The sequence below is a fragment of the Actinomycetospora sp. NBRC 106375 genome, from assembly GCF_030269665.1.
Classification (GTDB): domain Bacteria; phylum Actinomycetota; class Actinomycetes; order Mycobacteriales; family Pseudonocardiaceae; genus Actinomycetospora.
Genome location: NZ_BSTS01000008.1, coordinates 72,160 through 95,371, shown reverse-complemented (window position 1 = coordinate 95,371; position 23,212 = coordinate 72,160). Strand labels below are relative to the sequence as shown.

Below are 23,212 nucleotides of genomic sequence, written 5' to 3'. Positions count from 1 at the left end.
CCGATACCACGAGGCTACCGACGCGCGGGGCGGTCGTGCGGGAGCAGCACGATCGGGCGACCGGCGTCGCGACGCGGGCGACGACCGGTCGGGACGGTCGCCGGGGCGACAGGGCAGGCGTGCGGTGTGCGGTGCGCCGAGCGGCACGTGCCCGTCACCGCGCCCCGTCGACGGGTCCCGCTCCGCGGCCGGGGCAGGATGCGCGACGTGGAGCTGGTGAGCCGCGCCGACGTCGAGGAGGCCCGCCGCGCGCTCGCGGGGGTGGCACGCGAGACGCCGGTTGTCCCGTCACGGGTGCTCGAGGCGGAGGCCGCCGGCCCCGTCCGGCTCAAATGCGAGAACCTGCAGCGGACCGGCAGCTTCAAGATTCGGGGCGCCTACCGGCGCATCGAGCGCCTCGCGCCCGACGAGCGTGCCGCGGGCGTCGTCGCGGCGAGCGCCGGCAACCACGCCCAGGGGGTCGCGCTGGCCGCGCAGCTGCTCGGCACGCGGGCGACCGTCTTCATGCCCGCGGGCGCGCCGCTGCCGAAGATCGAGGCGACGCGCGAGTACGGGGCGCAGGTGGAGCTCGTGGACTCGCTCGACGAGACGTTCACCGCGGCCGACGCGTACGCGCGGGAGACCGGGGCGGTGCTCATCCACCCGTTCGACCACCCCGACGTCGTCGCCGGGCAGGGCACGGTGGGGCTGGAGATCCTCGAGCAGGTGCCGGACGTCGCCACCGTGGTGGTGTGCACGGGGGGCGGCGGGCTGCTCTCCGGCATCGCCGCGGCGTGCGTGCCCGCCGGCGTGCGGGTGGTGGGGGCCCAGGCCGCGGGCCTCGCCGCCTGGCCGCCGTCCCTGGCCGCGGGGGAGCCGCTCGGGGTCAGCGGGGCCACCATCGCCGACGGCATCGCCGTCTCCCGGCCGGGCGCGGTGACCTTCGCCCACGTGTCGGCGCTGGTGGACGAGGTCGTCACCGTTTCCGAGGAGGCGCTGGCGCGCGGTGTCCTGCGCTGCCTCGAGCGCGAGAAGCTGCTCGTCGAGCCCGCGGGCGCGGCCGCGGTCGCTGCCGTGGCCGAGAACCCGGGCCGGTGGCCCGCGCCCGTCGTCGCGGTCCTGTCCGGCGGCAACGTCGACCCGGTCATGCTCGTCGACCTCGTCCGCCGCGGCCTCGTCGCCGCGGGCCGCTACGCCAAGCTGCGCGTGCGGCTCACGGACCGCCCCGGCTACCTCGCCGACGTGCTGCGGCGGGTGGGCCGGGCGGGCGGCAACGTCGTGGACGTCGAGCACCGCCGGCTGGTGGCGTCCGACATGGCGCCCGGGACCGTGGACGTGGCCCTCACGCTCGAGGCGCGGGGCCACGACCACCGGGCGGCGATCCTCGCCGACCTCGCCGGGGCGGGCTACGACGTGGCCGCCGAGTGACTCAGGGGGAGTACGGCTCCGCCGACACGAGCGTGACCTCCATCGACCCGCCGTCGGGCAGGTCGTAGCTCACGGTGTCGCCGGCCTTGGCGCCGAGCAGGGCCGAGCCCAGCGGGGAGTTGGGCGAGTAGACCTCGAGGTCGCCGTGGGCGCCCTCCTCGCGCGAGCCGAGCAGGAACGTCTCGGTGTCGTCGTCGCCCTCGAAGCGCACGGTGAGCACCGTGCCCGGGACGGCGGTGCCGCTCTCGGTGGGCGTCTCGCCGACCTTGGCGGTGTGCAGCAGCTCCTGGAGGTGGCGGATGCGCGCCTCCATGACGCCCTGCTCCTCGCGGGCCGCGTGGTAGCCGCCGTTCTCCTTGAGGTCGCCCTCCTCGCGGGCTGCGTTGATCTTCTGGGCGATCACGGGACGCTGGGCGACGAGCTCGTCGAGCTCGGCCTTGAGCCGGTCGTGGGCGTCCTGGGTCAGCCAGGTCACCTGCGTCTGCGTCTCGGTCACGGTGATCAACTCCTCGAAGGTCCGGGCCCGCGCTGCGCGGGTCGGCGGCCTGCTCTCCTCGACGGGCCTGATGACGTCGAGCCGGTGTGCCCGACGTCGCGGCCCGGGGGCCACAGACGGAAAAACACGGCCCGCGGCATGCGGGCCGTGTCGACCTACGGTAACACGCCCAGGCCCGTGTGAAACCCGTTCGAGCGTGCCGCGACGAGGATGGGGCGGCCGTGAAGGGCCTTGACGACCTGCGATTTCTCTGTCGGCGACCTCGATCCGGGGCACCCGGGGCGTGCCCGGCGGACGCTACGCCGACGGCGGTGCGGAGCCGCCGGCAGGGCCCGGTGACGGGTCGCACCGGGCGGTGTCGGGGGTGCCCGGGATGATGGAGGGCGACCGGGGTGTTGGACCTCGGTGGCCACCAGTACGACGCACGAGGACGGCTCCGGACAGACGATGAGCGCACTCCCCTCCTCCGATCAGCCGCTGCGGCTGATGACCGTGCACGCCCACCCGGACGACGAGTCGAGCAAGGGCGCGGCGACGTGCGCGCGCTACGTCGCCGACGGCGTCGAGGTCATGGTCGTGACGTGCACCGGCGGCGAGGCCGGCAGCATCCTCAACCCGGCGATGGACACCCCCGAGGTCCACGCGGACATGCCGGGCACCCGCCGCGCCGAGATGGCGAAGGCCGCGGCGATCCTGGGCGTGCAGCACCGCTGGCTCGGGTTCGTCGACTCCGGGCTGCCCGAGGGCGACCCGAAGCCCCCGCTGCCCGAGGGCTGCTTCGCCCTCGAGCCGCTGGAGGTGCCCACCGAGGCGTTGGTGCGGGTGATCCGCGAGTTCCGCCCGCACGTGCTGGTCACCTACGACGAGAACGGCGGCTACCCCCATCCCGACCACATCCGCACCCACGAGGTGTCGATGGCGGCGTTCGACGCGGCGGGCGACCCGGACCGCTTCCCGCTGGCCGGCGAGCCGTGGCAGCCGCTCAAGGTCTACTACGGCCACGGCTTCTCCAAGGCCCGCATCCAGGCCTTCCACGAGGCGCTGCTCGAGGCCGGCATGGAGTCGCCGTGGGCCGAGTGGCTCGACCGCTGGGACGACTCGCGGCCCGACCCGGGCAAGCGCGTCACCACCCGCGTCGAGTGCGCGGAGTACTTCTCGGTCCGCGACGACGCCCTGCGCGCGCACGCGACGCAGATCGACCCGAACGGGCGCTGGTTCCAGATGCCGATGGCGATGCAGCAGCGCGTGTGGCCGACGGAGGACTACGAGCTGGCCCGCTCCCTGGTCGACACCGAGGAGACCAACGAGCGCCCGGGGGATGACCTCTTCGCCGGCGTGCGGGAGCGTGTCGAGGCATGACACGCCTCGCGACCTGGTGGGCGCTGCTCCCGGCGTCGGCGCCCGTGCCGCCACCGGGCGGCGCCCCGGGCTCCGAGCGCGGCGAGGAGTTCGGCAAGACCTCGCCGATGGCGCTCGTCGTCATCATCCTGCTGGGCATCGCGACGGCGCTGCTGATCCGGTCGATGAACAAGCAGCTGCGCAAGGTGCCGGCGTCGTTCGACCCGCCGGAGCAGGAGGACGAGGGCGACGGCGCCCGGTCCGGTGACGCGGACGGAGCAGCGCCGTCCGCCACCAGCGGTCGGGCCGACGGTGAGCGCACGGAGGGGCCGCCGGGCACCGGCTCGCCCTGACCCGGCCCGGCTGCGACCATCCGTCCATGGCCAACCGGCTCGCCGGCTCCACCAGCCCCTACCTGCGCCAGCACGCGGACAACCCGATCGACTGGCAGCCCTGGTCGACCGGGGCGTTCGACGAGGCGCGGCGGCGCGAGGTGCCGGTGCTGCTCTCGGTCGGCTACGCGGCCTGTCACTGGTGCCACGTCATGGCGCACGAGTCGTTCTCCGACGCCGAGGTGGCCGCCTACGTCAACGAGCACTTCGTCGCGATCAAGGTCGACCGCGAGGAGCGCCCGGACGTCGACGCGGTCTACATGGAGGCGACCCAGGCCATGACCGGCCAGGGCGGCTGGCCGATGACCTGCTTCCTCACCGCCGACGGCGACCCGTTCCACTGCGGGACGTACTACCCGGCGCGCCCCTACGGCGGGATGCCGTCGTTCACCCAGCTGGTCGGCGCGGTGGTGAAGGCCTGGACCGAGGACGGCGAGCGGGTGCGCGACGCCGCCCGGTCCATCACCGGGCGGCTCGCCTCCGTGTCGCGCTCCCTGCCCGCCGCGGGCGTCGACGAGGACACCCTCGCGGGGGCGGTGGCCGCGCTGACCGAGGACTTCGACGAGCAGCGCGGCGGCTTCGGCGGGGCCCCGAAGTTCCCGCCGTCGGCCGTCCTCGAGTTCCTGCTGCGCCACCACGAGCGCACCGGCAGCTCCGACGCCCTCGCGATGACCGAGATCACCGCCGAGGCGATGGCCCGGGGCGGGCTGTTCGACCAGCTCGCGGGCGGGTTCGCGCGCTACTCGGTCGACGAGCGGTGGACCGTGCCGCACTTCGAGAAGATGCTCTACGACAACGCCCAGCTCCTGCGGGCGTACGCCCACCTCGCCCGGCTGACCTCGTCCGACGCCGCGGCGCGCGTCACCGACATGACCGCCGCGTTCCTGCTGCGCGACCTGCGCACGGCCGACGGCGGCTTCGCGTCCGCCCTCGACGCCGACGCGGCCGGCGAGGAGGGCTCGACGTACGTGTGGAGCCCGGCCGAGCTCGCCGAGGTCCTCGGCGCCGACGACGGCGCCTGGGCCGCCGCGCTGCTCGGGGTCACCGAGGCCGGCACGTTCGAGCACGGCCGGTCGACGCTGCAGATGGCGGCCGACCCCGACGACCCCGGCCGCTGGCAGGCCGTGCGCAAGGCACTCCTCGCCGCCCGCGCCCGCCGTCCCCAGCCCGAGCGCGACGACAAGGTCGTGGCCGCCTGGAACGGGCTGACCATCACCGCGCTCGTCGAGGCCTCGGCGGCCCTCGGGCGCGCCGAGTGGCTCGCCGCCGCCCGCCGCGCCGCCGCCCTGCTGCTGCGCCTGCACGTCGTGGACGGGCGCCTGCGCCGGACCTCGCGCGACGGCGAGGTCGGCTCCGCGCCGGCCGTGCTCGAGGACCACGCCGCGCTCGTCGAGGCGTTCCTCGCCCTGCACCAGGCCACCGGCGAGGCCCGCTGGCTCACCGAGGCGCGCGCGCTGCTCGACGTCACCCTCGACCACTTCGCCGAGACCGGCGACGACGGCGCCTTCACGGGACGCTTCTGGGACACCGCCGACGACGCCGAGTCCCTGGTCACGCGCCCGCGCGAGGTCACCGACGGCGCCTCGCCGTGCGGGTCCTCGCTGCTCGCGGGTGCCCTGCTCACGGCGTCGCTGCTCGTGGAGCCGGAGGCCTCCGCCCGCTACCGGGAGCTCGCCGAGACCGCGATCACCGAGGTCGGCGGCCTGCTCGCCCGCCACGCCCGCTTCGCCGGCGGGTGGCTCGGCGTCGCCGAGGCCGCCGCCCACGGGCCCCTGCAGGTCGCCGTCGTCGCGGCCGACGACACCGACGGCCGCGCCGGGCGCGACCGCCTCGCCGAGACCGCCCGGCGCCACGCCCCCGGCGGCTCCGTCGTCGTGGCGGGCGAGCCCGACGCCGACGGCGTGCCGCTGCTCGCCGACCGCCCCCTCGTCGACGGCGCCCCCGCGGCCTACGTCTGCCGGGGCTTCGTCTGCGACCGCCCCCGCACCGCCGCCGACGACCTCGCGGCGGCCCTGGCGCGCTAGATCCCCCGCCCTGCAGCGAACGGGTATCTCGCTGCTTCTACGCGACCGAAGTCCCCGTTGATCACCACGTCTGGCGGTGCCGTGGCCCTTCGCCGTCGGCGAACAACGATGCAACTGTTGCTGTGTAATGCTGTAAGCACAGCACGGAGGGAGACGTCATGATGGTGGGACGCGGTGGACACCGGGGGCGGCCCGGACGGGGCGGCGGACCGGGACGGCGTGGCGGCGGCCGGGTGCCGACGGACCTGCCCGGCACCGACGACCTCGGGGCCTGGCTCGCCGGACGACTGCCCGACGGGTGGTTCGTCGGCACGCCGACGGTGACGACCGACCGGGAGGAGATCCTGGTCGTCGGCGAGCTCACGGCGCCGACGCTCGACGCGGACGCCGACGAGGCGGCACGCGCCGCGGCGGCGCGCGGGCGCATCGAGCGCTTCCGCGAGGAGACCCGCGGCGAGCGCATGGAGGTCGCCCGGCAGGCCGAGCACCGCTACGGGCGCAAGGTGGCCTGGGGCGCGCGGATCGGCGACGTCGAGGAGCTGTTCACGACGCTCTCGGTGCCGGTGATGACGCGGCTGCGCCAGCCCGAGCGCCTGGTGCTCGACACGCTGGTCGACGCGGGCGTCGCGCGCTCGCGGTCGGACGCGCTGGCCTGGGCGGTCGCCCTGGTCGGGGAGCACGCCGGCAGCTGGCTCGAGGACCTGCGCGGCGCGATGAGCGCGGTCGACGAGCTGCGCACCCGCGGCCCGGTGCTCGACGACGACGGGGACGCGGGCGGCGTCGACGACCGCCCGGACCCCGGCGACGGCGGTGGCGGCGACCCGATTCCGCCGCAGGGCTGAGGTTCCGGAATGAGGGGCGCCCTCGCTGCCCAGGACGCAGCGAGGGCGCCCCTCACTGCGTCCCAGGGACGTCAGCCGCTGTAGAGGATCAGCCAGATGGCGACGTGGTGGCACGCGGCGGCCACGACCGTCGCGGCGTGGAAGAACTCGTGGTACCCGAACGTCCGCGGCCAGCCGATGGGGCGGCGCAGGGCGTAGAAGCCGGCCCCGAGGCTGTAGAACGCGCCGCCGACGAGGAGCAGCACCAGGGCGGCGACGCCCCCGTGGTGGAGCAGGTCGGGGATGACGAACACCGCGACCCACCCGAGGGCCAGGTAGAACGGCACGCCGACCCAGCGCGGGGCGTGCGGCCAGGCCACCTTGAGCACCACCCCGCCGAGGGCGCCGAGCCAGACGATCCAGAGCACGAGCGTGCCGGTGGCCTCGGGCATCGCCAGCACGGCGAACGGTGTGTAGGTGCCCGCGATGAACACGAAGATCATCGCGTGGTCGAGGCGCTTCATCACGCCGCGGGAGCGCGGGCTGACCCAGGTGCGGCGGTGGTACAGCGCGCTGACGCCGAACACGCCGCAGACGGTCAGCGAGTAGACGGCGACCGCGACCGCGGCCTGCGCCGACACGGTCGACCCGGCCAGCGACACCAGGACGATCCCGGCCGCCACGGCGACCACGAACGACCACAGGTGCAACCAGCCCCGCATCCGCGGCTTGACCGGAGCCGGCTCGGCGAGGGGATCGATGAGGGTCACGGTTCCAGGGTAGGGGTGGTCCCCGGGCGGACCGGCGTCCCTTCGCCCACGTTCCCACCGACGTCGCGCAGGCGTCACCGGCCCGTCACGGGGGTCCGCGTGCGTCACGTCACCGGCTAGCGTGGTCCGCCGTGAAGCTCCGGGACGATCTGCGGCGAGTGGTCTACTCGCTCTACGAGCGCCGGTTGCGTCGGCGGGGGGCGACCGTCGACCCGCCCCGCCACATCGGGGTCATCCTCGACGGCAACCGCCGCTGGGCCCGGGAGGCCGGCCTGGCCGACCCCAGCGACGGGCACCGCGCCGGCGCGGCCAAGATCGTCGACCTGCTCGACTGGAGCCAGGAGGCCGGGGTCGAGATCGTGACCCTGTTCCTGCTCTCCACCGACAACCTCGACCGTCCCGCGGCCGAGCTCGACCAGCTGCTGGAGATCATCACTTCGGCGGTCGAGGAGCTCGCCGCGCCGGACCGGCGGTGGCGCCTGCGGATCGTCGGCAACCCGGACGCCCTGCCCCCGGCGCTCGCGGGGCGCATCGAGGCCGCCGCGGGCAGCACCGCGGGGCGCGACGGGATGCAGGTCAACGTGGCGATCGGCTACGGCGGCCGCCAGGAGATCGCGGACGCCGTGCGCAAGCTGCTGCTGCGGCACGCGGAGGCCGGCACGTCGATCGAGGAGCTCGCGGAGGTCCTCGACGTCGACCACATCGCCGAGCACCTCTACACCTCCGGTCAGCCCGACCCCGACCTCGTGATCCGGACGTCGGGGGAGCAGCGGCTCTCGGGATTCCTCATGTGGCAGTCGGTGTACTCGGAGTTCTATTTCACCGAGGCGATGTGGCCCCAGTTCCGCCGGATCGATTTCCTGCGCGCCCTGCGTGACTACTCCCGTCGGAACCGTCGCTGGGGCGGCTGAATCGGCCGACCGGGTGAAACAGGTGACGGCCCCGGGAGCGCGTTGCTCCCGGGGCCGTCGACTCACCCTGTGGGCCCCGCCCGAGGCCGTGCCATCCCCCGATAAGCACGGTCGCCGGGCGCGGGCATCAGGTCATCGCGAGTTGTCGGTGCTCAGGACGTTGACGTGCGACAGGTCGGCGTTCGCCAGCAGGTTGTCCGCGCTGATGAGCCGGTCGCCCGCGGAGAAGGCGACCTTGCGGTCCCCGTCGCCGTCGCGGTCGCCGCGGTGGCCGTGGCGCCCGTCGCGGCCGCCGTCGCCATCGCAGTCGCCGCTCCGCGAGTTGTCCTCGGCGAGGACGTTGACATGGGAGATCGTGGCGTTGGACGCCACGTTGTCGAGGCTGACGAGCCGGTCGCCTGCGGAGCCCGCGAACTTGTCGCAGTCGCCGCGGCCGCCGTGGCCGTCGTGGCCGTGGCCGTCGTGCTGCCAGTGGTGGCCGTGGTCGCCGTTGTCGCCGTGCGAGGGAGCCTCGCCGGCGTTCGCCAGCGGAGCGAGGGAGAGCATGCCCGCCGTCGCGCCCAGCACGACCATTCCCGCCTTCTTCAGCATTCAGATGCTCCAGTTCGTTCGTGGTCATCGAGAGGAATTCGGGGTCCCTCTCGAATGGCTCCAGCCCCACGGACGGTGCGGCTGACGGGATAAAAGCTAGCCGTCGGCCGAGGGGCATTTCCAGCCGCGAACCCCCATCGAGTGATTGACAATTCCGAGCGCGACTTGAGTGGGATATCCGGGTGATCCGGTCATCGCCTAGCACCCGTTTTCCACGGCCGGAGGAGCATTCAGTGTCCGTGCGTCGCGGACCTCGACACCCGGCCGTCGTATCAAGAGCGGGTCGCGGTCGGACGAGGCCCCGAACGGCCACGCGGCGTAGCCTCGGCCGGTGCTTGCGGAGCCGGGGGCCGGTCCGGGCCCCGAGGGCCTCCCGCGGGCCTACGTGCGCCTCGCCCTGCGGCTCGACCGCGTGCTGCCCGGCGTGCTCGACGCCCACCTCGGCGACCCCGACGAGGCCGCCCGCGTGGCCGCGGAGCCCGCACCCCGCGCCGACGACCTGGCCCGCGAGGCCGACCGTCTGCGCGCGGCCCTGCCCGACGCCGGACTGGGCCGCGCCCGCACGTCCTTCCTCGACGCCCAGCTGCGCGCGTGCCGTGTGCTGGCCGAGCGCGCGGGCGACCACCCGATGGACTTCGCGGCGGAGGTGGAGCGGTGCTTCGGCGTGCGCGTCACCCGCGGCGACGAGGACCGCTACCGGGAGGCCCACCGCGACCTGGCGTCCCTGCTGGAGGGCCGCGGAGCCCTGCCCGAGCGGCTCGCGGCGTTCCGCGACCGTGACCGCCTGGCCCCGCAGCACCTGCCGGCGGCCCTGGCCGCGGCCGTCGCGGCCCTGCGTGCCCGCACCGCCGCGACGGTGGGGCTGCCGGAGGGCGAGGACGTGGCCCTCGAGGTCGTCGACGCCGCGCCGTGGAGCGGGTTCAGCCGGTGGCTCGGGCCGCCACCACGTCTGCGCTCGGCGGTCTCGGTGAACGGCGGCATCCCGCACCGCGTCACGCACCTGCCGCTGCTCGTGGCCCACGAGGCCTACCCGGGGCACCACACCGAGCACTGCCGGACCGCGGCCGCCCCGGATCCCCGGCCCGAGCGCGAGGTCTTCCTGGCCCGGACCCCGCAGAGCCTCGTGGCGGAGGGCGCCGCCGAGCTCGGCCTCGAGGTGGTGGTCGGCCCGGGCTGGGGCCGGTGGAACGCCGGCGTGCTCGCCGCCGCGGGTGTGCCCACCGACCCGGAGCGGGCGGACCTCGGCGAGGCCGTCGAGGCGGTCATGGCGCGCCTGGCCCCGGTGCGGCAGGACGCGGCGCTGATGCTGCACGCCGAGGGGCGCGGCGACGACGAGGTGATCGCGCACCTCCGGCGCTGGCTGCTCGTCGACGAGGCCCGGGCCCGCCGGATGCTGGAGTTCGTGGCGCACCCCCGCTGGCGCACGCACACCACGACCTACGTCGAGGGCGAGCGTCTCCTGCGTCCGTGGCTGATGCGTCCGGAGCGGTCGGGGCGGCCGCCGGGCCGCGACGTGGTCACGGCGCGTCTCACCCGCGTGCTCGACGACCCGCCCACTCCCGCGGAGCTCCGGGGCGACCACGGGGCGGACGGCCCTCCGGACAAGCCGTCCACGGGGGCCGGGAACGGTCGGCGTCGGCCCGGGTGGGCGCCGTGGCTGCGCCGAACGGTCCTGGAGAACCGCACGTCGCCCGGAAATCGATGACGCACGTCACCAACTCGTCACGTTCGGCGCGCGACAACGACCGGCTACCGGCGGTAGCGTCCGCGCCGACGGACCCGCACCGGATGCGGGGCGTCCGGGGAGGCCGGTAGTGGCAGATCGGAGCGGGACGGGGACGTCCACCGCTCGCGGAGCAGGTGCCGCCACGGTACCCCGCACCGCGGCCGGCGCGACGCGACCGCCCTGGTCCGGTCCCGGGGGAGGGCCGGCACCCGGTTCTGCCCCGCGATGGCGCAGGACGGCCCCCGGGCCGCGCCACCGCGCCGTCGAGCCGCCCGACTAGCCGACCCGTTCCGACGAGGAACACAGTGGTCGCGGGTGCCGTGGCCGCTCGAGGGAGTAGTCGTGAGCGCAGCACCAGCCGAGCGTCCCGCTTCCGTGAGCCCCGTCAGCACCCCGGAGGGGGCCCGCTGTTACGTCCTCGACACCTCCGTCCTCCTCTCGGACCCGTGGGCGCCCACGCGGTTCGCCGAGCACGAGGTGGTCCTCCCGCTCGTCGTCATCTCCGAGCTCGAGGGCAAGCGTCACCACTCCGAGCTGGGGTGGTTCGCGCGTGAGGCCCTGCGGCTGCTCGACGACCTCCGCATCCGCCACGGCCGCCTGGACCAGCCGCTGCCCATGACCGGCGAGGGCGGCACGCTGCGGGTCGAGCTCAACCACTCCGACCCCTCGGTGCTCCCGGCCGGCTTCCGCACCGCCGAGAACGACAGCCGCATCCTCGCGTGCGCGCTCAACCTCGCGGCGGAGGGCCACCTCGTCACCCTCGTCACCAAGGACATGCCGCTGCGCGTCAAGGCGGCCTCGGTGGGTCTGCCCGCCGACGAGTACCACGGCCAGGACGTCACGACGACGGGCTGGACGGGCACCGAGGAGGTCGCCGCGACGCCCGACGAGGTGTCCTCGCTCTTCGCCGACGGCCTGGCCGACGTCGAGGCCGCCCGCGAGCTGCCCTGCCACACCGGCCTGCGCCTGCTCGGCGGTGGCTCCTCGGCGCTCGGGCGGGTCACGCCGGACAAGCAGGTGCGCCTCGTCCGTGGCGACCGCGACGTGTTCGGGCTGCACGGCCGGTCCGCCGAGCAGCGGATCGCCATCGACCTGCTCACCGACCCGGACGTCGGCATCGTCTCCCTCGGCGGCCGGGCCGGCACCGGCAAGTCGGCGCTCGCGCTCTGCGCCGGGCTCGAGGCGGTCCTCGAGCGCCAGCAGCACCGCAAGGTCGTCGTCTTCCGGCCCGTCTACGCCGTCGGCGGGCAGGATCTCGGGTACCTGCCCGGCGGCGAGAACGAGAAGATGGCGCCCTGGGCCCAGGCGGTGTTCGACACCCTCGGCGCGCTCGTCTCGTCCAACGTGGTCGAGGAGGTCATCGAGCGCGGGATGCTCGAGGTCCTGCCGCTGACCCACATCCGCGGCCGCTCGCTGCACGACGCGTTCGTCATCGTCGACGAGGCCCAGTCGCTGGAGCGCAACGTGCTGCTCACGGTGCTCTCCCGCCTGGGCACCAACTCGCGCGTCGTGCTCACCCACGACGTGGCCCAGCGCGACAACCTGCGGGTGGGGCGCCACGACGGCGTCGCCGCCGTGATCGAGAAGCTGAAGGGCCACCCGCTCTTCGCGCACGTCACCCTGACCCGCTCGGAGCGCTCGCCCATCGCCGCGCTGGTCACCGAGATGCTGGAGGGCGAGCGGCTCTAGGCCCCCCTGTCACGTGAGCAGTTGGCGCCCCTATCGGGGCGCCAACTGCTCACGAGGGGCCGTGACCCTCACCAGCCGGCGGGCAGGGGGCGGCCCTCGGCGAAGCCGGAGGCCGACTGCACGCCGAGCACGGCACGCTCGTGGAACTCCTCGAGATCCGACGCGCCGGCGTAGGTGCAGGCCGAGCGCACGCCGGCGCAGACGCTGTCGAGGAGGTCCTCGACGCCGGGCCGCTGGGGGTCCAGGCGCATGCGCGAGGACGAGATGCCCTCCTCGAAGAGGGCCTTGCGCGCCTGGTCGAACGCCGAGTCGCCGCGGGTGCGTGCCGACACCGCGCGCTTCGACGCCATCCCGAACGACTCCTTGTACGGGTTGCCGTGCTCATCGCGCTGCAGGTCGCCGGGCGACTCGTAGGTGCCGGCGAACCACGAGCCGACCATCACCGCCGACGCCCCGGCGGCCAGGGCGAGGGCGACGTCGCGCGGGTGCCGCACGCCGCCGTCGGCCCAGACGTGCGCGCCGGCGGCGCGGGCGGCCGCGGCGCACTCGGCGACCGCGCTGAACTGCGGGCGCCCGACGCCGGTCGCCATCCGCGTCGTGCACATGGCGCCCGGGCCGACCCCGACCTTGACGACGTCCGCGCCCGCCGCCACGAGGTCGCGGGTCCCGTCGGCGGTGACGACGTTGCCGGCGACGATCACGGCCTCGGGCACGGCGCCCCGGGCCGCGGCCAGCGCGGTGAGCATCTTCTCCTGGTGCCCGTGGGCGGTGTCGACCACGAGGACGTCGATGCCGGCCGCGCTCAGCTCCTTGGCCCGCGTCGCCACGTCGCCGTTGACCCCGAGCGCCGCGGCGATCCGCAGGCGCCCGTCGGCGTCGACCGCGGGGCGGTACACCTCGGCGCGCAGGGCACCGGTGCGGGTGAGGATGCCGGCGAGCCGCCCGTCGTCGGTGACGCCCAGCGCCGGGGCCCCGGCGTGCGCGGGGTCCTGCAGGACGTCGAAGACCTCGCGTGGCGCGGTGGTCACCGGCAGCGCCAGCGCCGGGGTCATGACGTCGGCGAGGCGGGTGAAGCGGTCGACGCCGGTGCACGCCGACTCGCGGACCACCCCGACCGGGCGGCCGTCCCCGTCGACGATCGCGACCGCGCCGTGGGCCCGCTTCGAGACCAGGTTCAGCGCGTCGGCGACCGCGTCGCCCGCGTGCAGCACGACCGGCGTGTCCCACACGGTGTGGCGCGACTTCACGCCCGCGACGATGTCGGCGACGGCCGCGGGGTCGACGTCCTGCGGGATGACGGCGAGCCCGCCCCGGCGCGCCAGGGTCTCGGCCATCCGGCGGCCGCTGACCGCGGTCATGTTCGCCGCGACGATCGGGATCGTGGCCCCGGACGGGTCGGCGACACCCAGGTCGACGTCGAAGCGGGACGCCACGTCCGACCGGGTCGGGACGAGGAAGACGTCGTCGTAGGTCAGGTCGTGGCTCGGGCGTTCGCCGTCGAGGAACTGCACGTGTCACGAGGTTACGCGAGCGCCCCACGGTGAGGCGGACACCGACCGTCCGGCACCGCTGCGAGGCTGGCCGCCGTGACGACCGTCCTGGACCGCCGCGCGCTGAACCGGGCCGCGCTCGCACGGCAGTTCCTGCTCACGCGCGCGGACGTCGGCGCCCTGGACGCCGTCGCGCACCTCGGGGGCCTGCAGGCCCAGGAGCCGCAGGAGCCCTACACCGGGCTGTGGTCGCGGCTCGCCGGGTTCGACCCGGGCGCCTTCTCCGACCTGCTCGCCGCCCGTCGTGTCGTGCGGACCCACCTCATGCGCCGCACCGTCCACCTCGTCACCGCCGACGACGCGCTGGCGTGGCGGTCGCGCCACGACGCGATGCTGCTCCAGCGCCTGCTCGGGGTGTACCGGGCCGAGCTGGCCGACGTGGACCTCGGCGAACTGGCCGCCGCCGGGCGCGAGGTCCTCGTCGCCGAACCGAGCACCCTGCCCGCGGCCGGCCGGGTGCTCACGGGGCGCTGGCCCGACGTGCCGCCGCACGTGCTGGGGGAGGCGGTGACCTGCCTCGTCCCACTCGCCCAGGTCCCGCCGCGCGGGCTGTGGCGCCGGGCGGGCCCGGCGAGCAGCGTCGCGATGGCGACCTGGCTGGGCCGCGAGGTCGACCCGCCCGACGGCTCCGGTGATCGCGTCGGGCAGGCCCTCGTCCTGCGCTACCTCGCGGCGTACGGCCCGGCGGCGTCGGCGGACCTGCGCGCGTGGTCCGGTCTCGCGGGCCTCCCGGCCGCCGTCGCGGCCGTTCGGGACCGGCTCGTGGCGTTCCGCGACGAGCGCGGCCGCGAGCTCCTCGACCTGCCCGACGCCCCGCGACCCGATCCCGACACCCCCGCGCCGGTCCGCTTCCTGCCCGCCTTCGACAACCTCGTGCTGGGCTACGACGACCGCTCCCGGTTCATCGACGACGCCCACCGCGGGCTCTCGGTCTCCGGGACCCGGTTCGTGCTGGTCGACGGGCGGGTCGCGGCGAGCTGGACGGTCGCCGACGACGTCGTCACCGTGACCCCGCTGCGCCGCGTCACCCGTGCCGAGCGGACCGCCGTGGCGGAGGAGGGTCGCGCGCTCGCGGCGTTCCTGTCCGACGGTGCGGGTCACCGGGTCCGCGTCGCGGCGTCACCTCGGTGACGCGCCCGGCGCCGGTGATGCGTCGGCCTCGCGCGTGACCCTCGCCGCGTCCCCGCGCCGCGCCGCGGGGACACCGGCAGAGTGATCGTGTGGCCACGGTTCTCCCCACGTCCCGCGCGACCGCTCTCGCCCGCGCCTTCCGCACCGTCGCCATCGCCGAGGCCTGCTCGTGGATCGGGCTGCTGATCGGGACGGTGTTCAAGTACCTCGTCGTGTTCGACGACATCGGGGTGCGCGTGTTCGGGCCGATCCACGGAGCGCTGTTCGTCGCCTACGTGGTGATCACGCTCGTGACGGCCCGGGCGTTCCGGTGGGGTGCGGGGACGACGCTGCTCGCCCTCGCCGCGAGCATCCCGCCGGCGATGACGCTGTGGTTCGAGCGCCGCGCGGTCCGGCGGGGCGACCTCGGCTGACGCCCACCCCCGAGTGATCAACGGGGATTTCCGGCGCGTAGAAGCAGCGAACGCCACGTTCGCTGCAACATCTCAGAGCCGCAGGTCCCGGACCGCGTCGATCGTGTCGGCCTCCGACGCCGGCTTGTCGTCGCGGTAGCGCACGACGCGGGCGAAGCGCAGGGCGACGCCGCCGGGGTAGCGGGTGGAGGTCTGGACGCCGTCGAGCTCGATCTCCACGACGATCTCGGGGCGCAGGTACACCGTGTGGGCGTCGCGGTGGGTCTCGTACCGCGGGAACGTCTCGGTCTGCCAGGTCAGCGTCGCGTCGGTCATGCCCTTGAAGGTCTTGCCGATCATCACGAAGTCCCCGTCGGCCCCGCGCGCGCCGAGGTGGATGTTCGACAGCCACCCCCGGCGCCGGCCCGAGCCCCACTCGCACGCCAGGACGACGAGGTCGAGCGTGTGCGACGGCTTGACCTTCTGCCACGAGCGCCCGCGCCGACCCGCCGTGTAGGTCGAGTCGAGGGCCTTGACCATCGACCCCTCCTGCCCGGCGGCCAGCGCGTCGGCGACGGCGGCCTCGGCCTGGGCGACGGTCGGGCGCACGACGCCGGGGATGAGGCGGTCGCCGACGACCTCGGCCAGGACCTCGCGGCGCACCGACAGCGGCTCGTCGACGAGGTCGGTGCCGTCGCGATGCAGGCAGTCGAAGAACCAGGGTTGCATCGCCCCGCTGCCCAGCCCCTTCATCGACTCCTGGAACGGCCGGGGCCGCCCGTCCTCGGCGACGGCCAGGGTCTCGCCGTCGAGGACGACGGTCGCGACGGGCAGCGTCCGGGTCAGCGCCACGATCTCCGGCACCGCGTCGGTGATCTCGTGCAGCGTCCGGGACCAGACGCGGACCTCCCCGCCGCGGCGGTGCACCTGGACGCGGGCGCCGTCGAGCTTGTGCTCCACGACGACGCCCGGTTCGCCGTCTGGCGCCCCGAGCTCGGCCAGGGCCGCGTCCAGCGAGTCGCCGGGGGAGGCGAGCATCGGGCGGACCGGGCGCATGACCTCGAGCCCGATCGCCCCCAGATCGCCGCCGGTCAGGGCGGTGTGCGCGGTGGTCGGCAGCCGGCCGGAGAGCATGAACGCCCGGCGCACGGCGTCGGCGGGCACCGAGGCAGCCGTGGCCACCGCCTCGATCATGATCCCCTCGAGCGCGCCCTGCCGGAGCTCGCCACCCAGCAGGCGCACCAGGAAACGGCCCTCGTCCTCGGTCGCCGCGCCGAACAGCGCCCCCAGCTCCTCGGCCCGCCGCGCCCCGACCCCGGTGCCGGACCCGGCCAGGGCGGCGAGCCGGTCGAGCGCCGCGTCGACGTCGCCGACCGTCAGCGTCGAGGTCTCCGCCGGTTCCGGCGACACCCCCTGCAGCGTCCGCCAGCCGATGCCCGTCCGTCCCTGGAGCATCTCGCCGGCGAGCCACGCCGTCGCCGGGCGAACCTCGTCGGGGTCGAGACGGGCCAGCAGCGTCGCGAGCGCCGTGGTCTTGGCCTTGCGCGAGCGGGTCGCCGCCACCTCGCCGGAGGCGGCGACGACCGCACCCAGCAAGGTCACTACTGGTCGACCCGCGTCATCGCCAGCACGTCCAGCGCGGTGTCGAGCTGCTCCTGGGTGAGCCGACCGTCCCGGACGTAGCCCTCGGCCTCGATGACCTCGCGGATCGTCCTGCGCTCCTTCATCGCCTGCTTGGCGATCTTCGCGGCCTCCTCGTAGCCGATGAGGCGGTTGAGCGGCGTGACGATCGCCGACGACGACTCGGCGTAGCGGCGGCACGCCTCCTCGTCGGGCTCGGTGTTCTCGAGGACGCGGTCGGCGAGCAGGCGCGCGGCGGCGGCGAGCAGGCGGCACGACTCGAGGACGTTGTAGCCCATCACCGGCATCATGACGTTGAGCTCGAGGTTGCCCTGGCTGCCGGAGAAGGCGACGGTCGCGTCGTTGCCCATGACCTGGGCGGCGACCATCATCGTCGCCTCGCAGATCACCGGGTTGACCTTGCCCGGCATGATCGACGAGCCGGGCTGGAGGTCCGGGATGCGGATCTCGGCGAGGCCGGTCGACGGGCCCGAGGACAGCCAGCGGACGTCGTTGGCGATCTTGTAGAGGCTGACGGCGACCGTGCGCAGTGCGCCCGAGGCCTCGACGAGCCCGTCGCGGGCGCCCTGGGCCTCGATGTGGTTGCGCGCCTCGGAGAGCTCGGGGATGCCGGTGGCCTGGCGCAGCTGCTCGACAACCTTGCCGCCGAAGCCCTCCGGCGTGTTGATCCCGGTGCCCACGGCCGTGCCGCCGATCGGCAGCTCGGCGAGGCGGGGGAGCGCGGCGCGCAGGCGCTCGGTGCCGTGGCTGGTCTGGCTCGCCCAGCCGCCGGCCTCCTGGCCGAGGGTGATCGGCACGGCGTCCATGAGGTGCGTGCGGCCGGACTTCACGACGTGCCGCCAGTCCTGGGCCTTGCGGTTGAGCACGGCCCCGAGGTGGTCGAGCGCGGGGATCGTGTCGCGCACGATCGCCTCGGCGGCGGCGACGTGGATCGTCGTCGGGAACACGTCGTTCGAGCTCTGCGAGGCGTTGACGTGGTCGTTCGGGTGGATCTTCTGCCCCGACGCACGCGACGCCAGCGTCGCGATGACCTCGTTGGCGTTCATGTTCGAGCTGGTGCCCGACCCGGTCTGGAACACGTCGATCGGGAACTCGCCGTCGTGCGCGCCCGAGGCCACGGCGTCGGCGGCCTCGGCGACCGCGTCGGCGACCGCGCCGTCGAGCACCCCGAGGTCCTTGTTGACCCGCGCGCAGGCACCCTTGACCAGCCCGAGGGCCCGGATCTGGGCGGGCTCGATGGGACGGCCGGAGATCGGGAAGTTCTCCACGGCCCGCTGGGTCTGCGCGGCCCACAGCGCCGCGGCCGGCACCCGGACCTCACCCATCGTGTCGTGCTCGGTCCGGTACTCCCCTTCGACGGGTCGAGCTCCGCTTCGCTGCGTCTCCTGCTCCTCGGTCATGCCCGGCAGTCTTTCACCGGACTCAGGGGACCACCTGCACGGTGTCGCCCGACGAGAGCTCGCTGAAGAACTTCTGCGAGGCCGAGCGCCCGAGGTGGATGCACCCGTGCGAGCGCTCCGAGAGGCTCCCGCGGTGGAACGCCACGGCCGGCGCGAAGAACACCGAGTTCGGCATCTCCGCGTCGTAGAGGTTGCTGACGTGGTCGGCGTCCTTGTAGTCCACCGAGAACGTGCCGGTCGGCGTCGGGTACTTGCGGGTGCCGCCCAGCGCTCCGACCGGCCCGTAGGTGACGTTCCCGGCGCCGTCGGTGAGCCACGCGCGCTGCTCGGAGAGGTCGACGCACGCGTCCACGTCCGCGTCGCAGGGTGTCCCGGCCGTGGTGAGCGGCAGCAGCCCGAGCGCGGGCGCGTCGGTCACCGGTCGGGATGCGGGCGGCCCGGACGGCTCCGGGTCGCCCGGTGCGGCGGCCGCGCTCCCTGCGCCCACGACGAGGGCGCCGAGGAGACAGGCCAGGACGGCGAGTACGGCCGCCACCGGGGTGGACCGTCGCGCGTGGAACGACACGAGAGCCTCCGAGGAAGATCTGGTCACATCGGATTACCCCGAGTGACGCGGGATCATCCCAGTGGCGTGCTAGTCCGACCGTGCGACGCGCCGCGTCAGAGCGACGAGTGCGCCTGTCCCCAGGTCGGCGCGACGTCGTCGAGGGCGTCCTCGTCGCCGGCGCCGAAGTCGACGTTGGAGTACTCGCGCAGCTTGTGGAGCCGGTGCCACGCGTCGATCATCCGGACGGTCCCGGACTTCGAGCGCATGACCAGCGACTGCGTGGACGCCCCGCCGGCGCGGTAGTGGACGCCCTGGAGCAGGTCACCGTTCGTGACGCCGGTCGCGCAGAAGAAGATGTTCTCCCCGCGCACGAGGTCGCCGGTGCGCAGCACGCGGTCGAGGTCGTGGCCCGCGGCGAGCGCCTTCTCCCGCTCGGCGTCGTCCTTGGGCCAGAGCTTGGCCTGCAGCTCGCCGCCCATGCAGGCGAGCGCGGCCGCGGTGATGATGCCCTCGGGCGTCCCGCCGATGCCCAGCAGGATGTCGACCCCGCTGCCCGGGCGGGCCGCGGCGATGGCGCCGGCGACGTCGCCGTCGGAGATGAAGCGGATGCGGGCGCCGGCGTCGCGGATGTCCTGCACCAGCTGGTCGTGGCGCGGTCGGTCGAGAACGACCACCGAGACGTCGGCGACGTTGACGCCCTTGGCCCGGGCGACCGCGCGCAGGTTGTCGCGCACGGGGGCGTCGATGTCGACGACGTCGGCGCAGTCGGGGCCGACGGCGAGCTTGGACATGTAGAACACGGCGGACGGGTCGAACATCGCGCCCCGCTCGGCGACGGCGAGCACGGCGAGGGCGTTCGGCATGCCCTTGGCCATCAGCGTCGTGCCGTCCACGGGGTCGACGGCGACGTCGACCTCCGGCCCGTCGCCGTTGCCGACCTCCTCGCCGTTGAACAGCATCGGGGCCTCGTCCTTCTCGCCCTCCCCGATGACGACCGTGCCCCGCATCGACACCGAGCCGATGAGCTTGCGCATCGCGTCGACCGCGGCGCCGTCGCCGCCGTTCTTGTCACCACGGCCGACGAAGCGTCCGGCCGCCATCGCGGCGGCCTCCGTGACCCGGACGAGCTCGAGGGCGAGGTTGCGGTCGGGCCGCTCGGGGGACCGGACGGTTTCCTGCGAGCTCACCGGGTGCACCTCCGTGGGCGATCGGATCGGGTCGGGCGAGGCCGGCCTGCTGGATTCGGCGCGGGCTACCCGGCCCGTCGGGCCCGTCATCCTCGCAGAACCGGCAGGCCGCGGGCCCGTCGCGCACGACGTCTCACACCGGTGGATCGGTGCCGCACCGTTCCCGGTGTCGGCCGCTCGACGGCGGCGGATCCGCCGGTCGGCTCACCACCGGTCGCGCGGCGGCGGTCCCCAGCCCTCGTCGGCCTCGACCGGTGGGTGGTCGTCGGGATCCCGCCGGGTGGCGCCGCGCGTGCCGTCGGCGGTGTCGCGCTCCCCGCCGCGCCGTACCGCGACGCGCTCGTCGTCGCGCTCGTCCCGCTCCTCCTCCGGCTCGTCGCCGCGGGCGGCGCTGCGCCAGCCGTCGGTCCAGCCCTGGTGGCCGGCGGTCCAGCCCTGGTGGCCGGCGGTCGACGCCGGCAGTGCTCCCGGCGGGTGCGGGTCGCCGCGGCCGGCCTCGCGATCGGCCTCTCGATCGGTCCCGCGATGGGCCTCGCGACCGCTCTCGCCGTCGTACCGGCCGTCGTGCTCGTCGCCCGGTGCCCACCAGGCCGGGCCGGGGTCGGGGCGCCGCGGCGGGGAGTACGTCGGCCGGGGCGTCTCCGGCGCCTCGGGACCCCAGCCCGCGGTCGAGGGCCCGGAGGCGGCCGGCCTCGGGCCGGACCGCATGTCTTGCCGGCCGTCGTACCGGCCGTCGTACCGGCCGTCGTACCGGCCGTCGCGGCGGGGGTCGTACGCCGGGTGCTGCGTCTCCGGGGCGACGGCGTCGTCCGCGTTCAGCGCGGCCGCGACGCCTTCGCGGGCCAGCGAGTGCACGCTCTCGCGCAGCGCCCGGGTCGCCGCGGCGCGCAGCTCGGCGGAGAAGCGCGGCGCCGGGGCGAACCGGCCGAACGTGTCGCGCAGGAAGTGCGCGAGCAGCGTCGCGGTCGACCGCGAGCGCCACATCGTCCAGCCGACGTAGAGGTCGCGGCCGTAGGGCTGCACGAGCAGCATGGCGCGCTCGCTGTACTGGCTGAACAGCAGCACCGGCACGCCGGCCACCGTCGACGGGCGCACCTCGGCGGGGCTCTGGCGGGCCTCGGCCGCGCGCCGGACGTACTCGGCGGCGGCGGTGGCCGCGTCGCCGCGGTTCTCCAGCAGCCGGGAGTGCTCGGCGATCGGCTCCTTCGCGGGGGCGAAGAACGACGCGATCCCCGCGAGGTAGAGGACGACGACGACGAGCCCGAGCAGCGTCGACAGCACGTCGGTGAAGCCGTCGGGCGACGACATCGACGCGAGGTAGTCGACGACGAGCTTGACGAGCAGCAGCACGGTCGGCGCGACGAGGAAGAGCAGCGTGCGCATGAGGTGCGGCGCGAGCATCCGGTAGGTGACGACGTCGTCGACGAGACCGTCCGGGTCGGAGTGCTGCTGGATCTCGCGGTGGTAGTCGGCGTGGGCGCCGGAGACCGCCCGGTCGACGTCGGAGCCCGGGCCTGTGGGGCTCCCGGGGCCGCCGGGCGTGTACGGGCTGCTCATGGCCGACGAGTCTGCTCCATCACGTGCGCACCGAGGGTCGTTCTCGCCCGGGTGTCGCCCGCCGTCACCCGGCCGTCGGCGCTCCCCGAATCCGACTACTGCCCGTCGTCGGCGTCCCCGGCCTCGTGCAGCACCGTCTCGACCCGCTCGCGCGCCCCGGCGAGGTGCCGCTCGCACACCCGCGCCAGCGCCTCACCCCGCTCCCAGAGGGCGAGGGAGTCCTCCAGGCTCAGCCCGCCGGCCTCGAGCTTCGCGACGACAGCCTCGAGCTCGTCCCGCGCCTCCTCGTAGCCGGGGTCGCTGCCGGAGCCGCTGCCGGGCTCGCCACCAGGGTCCTGCGCCATGCCCGTCATCCTGCCCCGGACCCCCGACGGTGCTCGGGGTCGGCGGGGTCGTCCCCGGGATCGGCGCGGACGACGGCGTGCACGGCGCCGTCGGCCAGCCGCACGCGCAGGGCGTCGCCGGGCGCCGGCGCGGTCGCGGAGCGCACGACCGGCGCGTCGACGGCGTCCCCGTGCTGCACGATCGCGTAGCCGCGGGCGAGGGTCGCGGCCGGGCCGAGGGCGGTGAGCGAGGCGCGGCGGTGGCGCAGATCGGCCTCGCGCGCGGTGAGCCCGGCCTCGACCACCTGGCGGGCGCGGGTGCGCAGACGCGCGACGGCGTCGGCGCGGGCGGTGATCGGCCCGAGCGGGTCGGCGAGCACCGGCCGGCGGCGCAGGGCGGCGAGGCGGGCGTCCTCGCGCTCCACCCACGCGTGCAGGGCGCGCTGGGCGCGGCGGCGCAGCTGGGCGAGGTGCGCGGTCTCCTCGGCGAGGTCGGGCACGATCCGCTTCGCCGCGTCGGTCGGGGTGGCGGCGCGGACGTCGGCGACGTGGTCGACCAGCGGGGTGTCGGGTTCGTGGCCGATCGCCGACACGACCGGGGTGCGGCAGGCGGCGACGCCCCGGCACAGCGCCTCGTCGGAGAACGGCAGCAGGTCCTCGACGCTCCCGCCGCCCCGCGCCAGGACGATCACGTCGACGTCCGGGTCGCGGTCCAGGGCGGTGAGCGCGTCGAGGATCTCCGGCACCGCCTGCGCGCCCTGGGTCGGTGTGTTGACGGTGCGGAAGCGCACCGCGGGCCACCGGGAGGTCGCGACGGTGATGACGTCGTGCTCGGCGGCGCTCGCGCGGGAGGTGACGAGGCCGACGCAGCGGGGCAGGCGCGGCGGGCGCCGCTTGCGCGAGACATCGAACAGGCCCTCGGCCGCCAGCAGGGCGCGCAGCCGTTCGATGCGGGCGAGCAGCTCGCCCACGCCGACGGGACGGATCTCGTCGACGCGCAGCGAGAGCGTGCCGCGGCCGAAGAAGTAGGACGGCTTGCCGTGGACGACGACGCGCGCGCCCTCGGTCAGCGGCGGGACGGCGCCGCGCACCATCGCCGTCGACGCGGTGAGGTTCAGCGAGACGTCCGCGGCCGGATCGCGCAGCACGAGGAACGCCGTGCCCGTCCCCGGCCGCGCCGTCACCTGCGTGAGCTGGCCCTCGACCCACACCGCGCCGAGCCGGTCGATCCAGGCCTGGATCTTGCGGGCGACGGTGCGGACCGGCCAGGGCTCCTCGGCGCTGGTGGGCGGCGGTGCGGTCACCGTGGCAGGCGGGTG

At 75.1% G+C, this 23,212-nt stretch carries 21 protein-coding genes; 10 read left to right on the top strand and 11 right to left on the bottom strand.

The features are described from left to right. Positions 1–207: 207 nt before the first annotated feature. Positions 208–1,407, top strand: a complete 1,200-nt coding sequence (gene ilvA / locus QSK03_RS14960) for a threonine ammonia-lyase (protein ID WP_285653414.1) — start codon at positions 208–210, stop codon at positions 1,405–1,407. 1 nt (position 1,408) lies between these two features. On the opposite strand, the gene greA is transcribed toward ilvA, so the two are convergent. After that, positions 1,409–1,903, bottom strand: a complete 495-nt coding sequence (gene greA, locus QSK03_RS14955; RefSeq protein ID WP_285653411.1) for a transcription elongation factor GreA — start codon at positions 1,901–1,903, stop codon at positions 1,409–1,411. A 447-nt stretch (positions 1,904–2,350) separates the two neighbouring features. Here greA and mca point away from each other — a divergent pair, with 447 nt between their 5' ends. The 4 genes from mca to abmR all read left to right on the top strand — a co-directional run bounded on the left by mca (position 2,351) and on the right by abmR (position 6,499). Then, positions 2,351–3,262 carry a mycothiol conjugate amidase Mca gene (gene mca, locus QSK03_RS14950; RefSeq protein ID WP_285653408.1) on the top strand — a complete coding sequence of 304 codons (912 nt, stop codon included), beginning with the start codon at positions 2,351–2,353 and terminating at the stop codon, positions 3,260–3,262. Then, complete coding sequence (locus tag QSK03_RS14945) at positions 3,259–3,594, top strand: hypothetical protein (RefSeq protein ID WP_285653405.1); 336 nt, start codon at positions 3,259–3,261, stop codon at positions 3,592–3,594. The genes mca and QSK03_RS14945 overlap by 4 nt, the downstream gene beginning before the upstream one ends. A 26-nt stretch (positions 3,595–3,620) precedes the next feature. Further along, on the top strand, positions 3,621–5,657 hold the full coding sequence (locus QSK03_RS14940) for a thioredoxin domain-containing protein (RefSeq protein ID WP_285653401.1): 2,037 nt from the start codon (positions 3,621–3,623) through the stop codon (positions 5,655–5,657). Between the two features lie 161 nt (positions 5,658–5,818). Beyond that, entirely contained in the window at positions 5,819–6,499 is a 681-nt protein-coding gene (gene abmR / locus QSK03_RS14935) for an ATP-binding transcription factor AbmR (protein ID WP_285653819.1), read from the top strand. Positions 6,500–6,570: 71 nt separating this feature from the next. Here the strand turns inward: abmR and trhA are convergent, their stop codons facing one another. Further along, positions 6,571–7,200: a PAQR family membrane homeostasis protein TrhA gene (trhA, locus tag QSK03_RS14930; protein ID WP_285653817.1), complete on the bottom strand. Its 630-nt coding sequence runs from the start codon at positions 7,198–7,200 to the stop codon at positions 6,571–6,573. A gap of 179 nt (positions 7,201–7,379) precedes the next feature. Between trhA and QSK03_RS14925 the strand changes: the two genes are divergently transcribed. Then, positions 7,380–8,159, top strand: coding sequence for an isoprenyl transferase (locus QSK03_RS14925; RefSeq protein ID WP_285653398.1), 780 nt, complete (start codon positions 7,380–7,382; stop codon positions 8,157–8,159). A 132-nt stretch (positions 8,160–8,291) separates the two neighbouring features. Here the strand turns inward: QSK03_RS14925 and QSK03_RS14920 are convergent, their stop codons facing one another. Beyond that, positions 8,292–8,750 (bottom strand): hypothetical protein, encoded by a 459-nt coding sequence (locus QSK03_RS14920; RefSeq protein WP_285653396.1) that lies wholly within the window; start codon positions 8,748–8,750, stop codon positions 8,292–8,294. 331 nt (positions 8,751–9,081) lie between these two features. Here QSK03_RS14920 and QSK03_RS14915 point away from each other — a divergent pair, with 331 nt between their 5' ends. Next, on the top strand, positions 9,082–10,455 hold the full coding sequence (locus tag QSK03_RS14915; protein WP_285653393.1) for a DUF885 domain-containing protein: 1,374 nt from the start codon (positions 9,082–9,084) through the stop codon (positions 10,453–10,455). 363 nt (positions 10,456–10,818) lie between these two features. Further along, on the top strand, positions 10,819–12,165 hold the full coding sequence (gene phoH2, locus QSK03_RS14910; RefSeq protein WP_502872173.1) for an RNA 5'-3' helicase PhoH2: 1,347 nt from the start codon (positions 10,819–10,821) through the stop codon (positions 12,163–12,165). 68 nt (positions 12,166–12,233) lie between these two features. On the opposite strand, the gene QSK03_RS14905 is transcribed toward phoH2, so the two are convergent. Next, positions 12,234–13,676 carry a GuaB1 family IMP dehydrogenase-related protein gene (locus tag QSK03_RS14905; protein ID WP_285653390.1) on the bottom strand — a complete coding sequence of 481 codons (1,443 nt, stop codon included), beginning with the start codon at positions 13,674–13,676 and terminating at the stop codon, positions 12,234–12,236. Positions 13,677–13,751: 75 nt separating this feature from the next. On the opposite strand from QSK03_RS14905, the gene QSK03_RS14900 reads away from it, so the two are divergent. Continuing rightward, positions 13,752–14,846 carry a winged helix DNA-binding domain-containing protein gene (locus tag QSK03_RS14900; RefSeq protein ID WP_285653388.1) on the top strand — a complete coding sequence of 365 codons (1,095 nt, stop codon included), beginning with the start codon at positions 13,752–13,754 and terminating at the stop codon, positions 14,844–14,846. A gap of 89 nt (positions 14,847–14,935) precedes the next feature. Next, positions 14,936–15,259: a DUF3817 domain-containing protein gene (locus tag QSK03_RS14895; RefSeq protein ID WP_285653384.1), complete on the top strand. Its 324-nt coding sequence runs from the start codon at positions 14,936–14,938 to the stop codon at positions 15,257–15,259. A gap of 72 nt (positions 15,260–15,331) precedes the next feature. Here the strand turns inward: QSK03_RS14895 and QSK03_RS14890 are convergent, their stop codons facing one another. From QSK03_RS14890 to xseA, 7 genes are all read right to left on the bottom strand, one after another. Then, entirely contained in the window at positions 15,332–16,840 is a 1,509-nt protein-coding gene (locus QSK03_RS14890; protein WP_285653382.1) for an ATP-dependent DNA ligase, read from the bottom strand. Beyond that, entirely contained in the window at positions 16,840–18,279 is a 1,440-nt protein-coding gene (locus tag QSK03_RS14885) for a class II fumarate hydratase (RefSeq protein ID WP_285653379.1), read from the bottom strand. Before QSK03_RS14885 ends, QSK03_RS14890 begins: the two co-directional genes overlap by 1 nt. 22 nt (positions 18,280–18,301) lie before the next feature. Then, a complete protein-coding gene (locus QSK03_RS14880) occupies positions 18,302–18,814 on the bottom strand; it encodes a L,D-transpeptidase (protein WP_285653376.1) in 513 nt (170 codons plus the stop codon). 125 nt (positions 18,815–18,939) lie between these two features. Continuing rightward, positions 18,940–20,013: a class II fructose-bisphosphatase gene (gene glpX, locus QSK03_RS14875; RefSeq protein ID WP_285653373.1), complete on the bottom strand. Its 1,074-nt coding sequence runs from the start codon at positions 20,011–20,013 to the stop codon at positions 18,940–18,942. A 204-nt stretch (positions 20,014–20,217) separates the two neighbouring features. Beyond that, complete coding sequence (locus tag QSK03_RS14870; RefSeq protein WP_285653371.1) at positions 20,218–21,570, bottom strand: chromosomal replication initiator protein DnaA; 1,353 nt, start codon at positions 21,568–21,570, stop codon at positions 20,218–20,220. Positions 21,571–21,665: 95 nt separating this feature from the next. Further along, complete coding sequence (locus QSK03_RS14865; RefSeq protein ID WP_285653368.1) at positions 21,666–21,914, bottom strand: exodeoxyribonuclease VII small subunit; 249 nt, start codon at positions 21,912–21,914, stop codon at positions 21,666–21,668. A gap of 5 nt (positions 21,915–21,919) precedes the next feature. Further along, entirely contained in the window at positions 21,920–23,197 is a 1,278-nt protein-coding gene (gene xseA / locus QSK03_RS14860) for an exodeoxyribonuclease VII large subunit (protein WP_285653366.1), read from the bottom strand. Positions 23,198–23,212: the final 15 nt, after the last annotated feature.

What these genes read in the sequence shown, in the direction of transcription:
- mca (WP_285653408.1), top strand. Translation starts at nt 2,351, where the DNA reads ATGAGCGCACTCCCCTCCTCCGATCAGCCGCTGCGGCTGATGACCGTG.
- QSK03_RS14945 (WP_285653405.1), top strand. Translation starts at nt 3,259, where the DNA reads ATGACACGCCTCGCGACCTGGTGGGCGCTGCTCCCGGCGTCGGCGCCC.
- QSK03_RS14940 (WP_285653401.1), top strand. Translation starts at nt 3,621, where the DNA reads ATGGCCAACCGGCTCGCCGGCTCCACCAGCCCCTACCTGCGCCAGCAC.
- abmR (WP_285653819.1), top strand. Translation starts at nt 5,819, where the DNA reads ATGGTGGGACGCGGTGGACACCGGGGGCGGCCCGGACGGGGCGGCGGA.
- trhA (WP_285653817.1), bottom strand. Translation starts at nt 7,200, where the DNA reads ATGCGGGGCTGGTTGCACCTGTGGTCGTTCGTGGTCGCCGTGGCGGCC.
- QSK03_RS14920 (WP_285653396.1), bottom strand. Translation starts at nt 8,750, where the DNA reads ATGCTGAAGAAGGCGGGAATGGTCGTGCTGGGCGCGACGGCGGGCATG.
- QSK03_RS14885 (WP_285653379.1), bottom strand. Translation starts at nt 18,279, where the DNA reads ATGACCGAGGAGCAGGAGACGCAGCGAAGCGGAGCTCGACCCGTCGAA.
- QSK03_RS14870 (WP_285653371.1), bottom strand. Translation starts at nt 21,570, where the DNA reads ATGAGCAGCCCGTACACGCCCGGCGGCCCCGGGAGCCCCACAGGCCCG.
- QSK03_RS14865 (WP_285653368.1), bottom strand. Translation starts at nt 21,914, where the DNA reads ATGGCGCAGGACCCTGGTGGCGAGCCCGGCAGCGGCTCCGGCAGCGAC.